Raw genomic sequence first — 478 nt, 5'->3', positions numbered from 1 at the left:
GGCATCGTTGCCCGCGAAGTTCTTCGCCAGCGCGTCCAACCCCGGGTCCTCAATCTGGCCGGCGATCTGCGTCCGATGGTTCTCGTCAAGCCATTTGCTGAACTTGCGCAGCGCCGTTATATCGCCATTGATCGATTTCTTGCTCACCTTGGTTGTAGCATCGGCACGGTAGGCGGCTAAAAGCGCCTCGTCCGGGTGCTCTCGGCCGCGCTTGCGGCTGCGCGTTTGCTGAACGACGGCAGCCTGGTGAGGCGCCGCGGCCGGCATCGTATGGCGCGCGCCGGACCAAACGCCCTGTTGATTGGCCGCAGGCCGATATGCGTCCGCGACGACGTGAGGGAGGTTCACGACATCGGGTGCGCTTCCAAATCCCGTGGCGGGCAGGTTGACCCGCGGCGGCGGCATGGAACTCAAAGCTTCGTAACCGACCCCAATCGCTGCGCGGCTCCGCGGCTGATCGACACTTTGCGCGGGTGAG

At 64.6% G+C, this 478-nt stretch carries 1 protein-coding gene; it reads right to left on the bottom strand.

What is annotated here, in order from left to right:
- Positions 1-405, bottom strand: a 405-nt coding sequence (locus tag PU724_RS33920; protein WP_426213853.1) for a hypothetical protein, incomplete at its 3' end; no start/stop codon positions are given.
- Positions 406-478: the final 73 nt, after the last annotated feature.

Origin of the sequence: Mesorhizobium abyssinicae, assembly GCF_049887195.1 — a bacterium.
Classification (GTDB): domain Bacteria; phylum Pseudomonadota; class Alphaproteobacteria; order Rhizobiales; family Rhizobiaceae; genus Mesorhizobium; species Mesorhizobium abyssinicae.
This window is presented reverse-complemented; position numbering and strand designations above follow the sequence as displayed.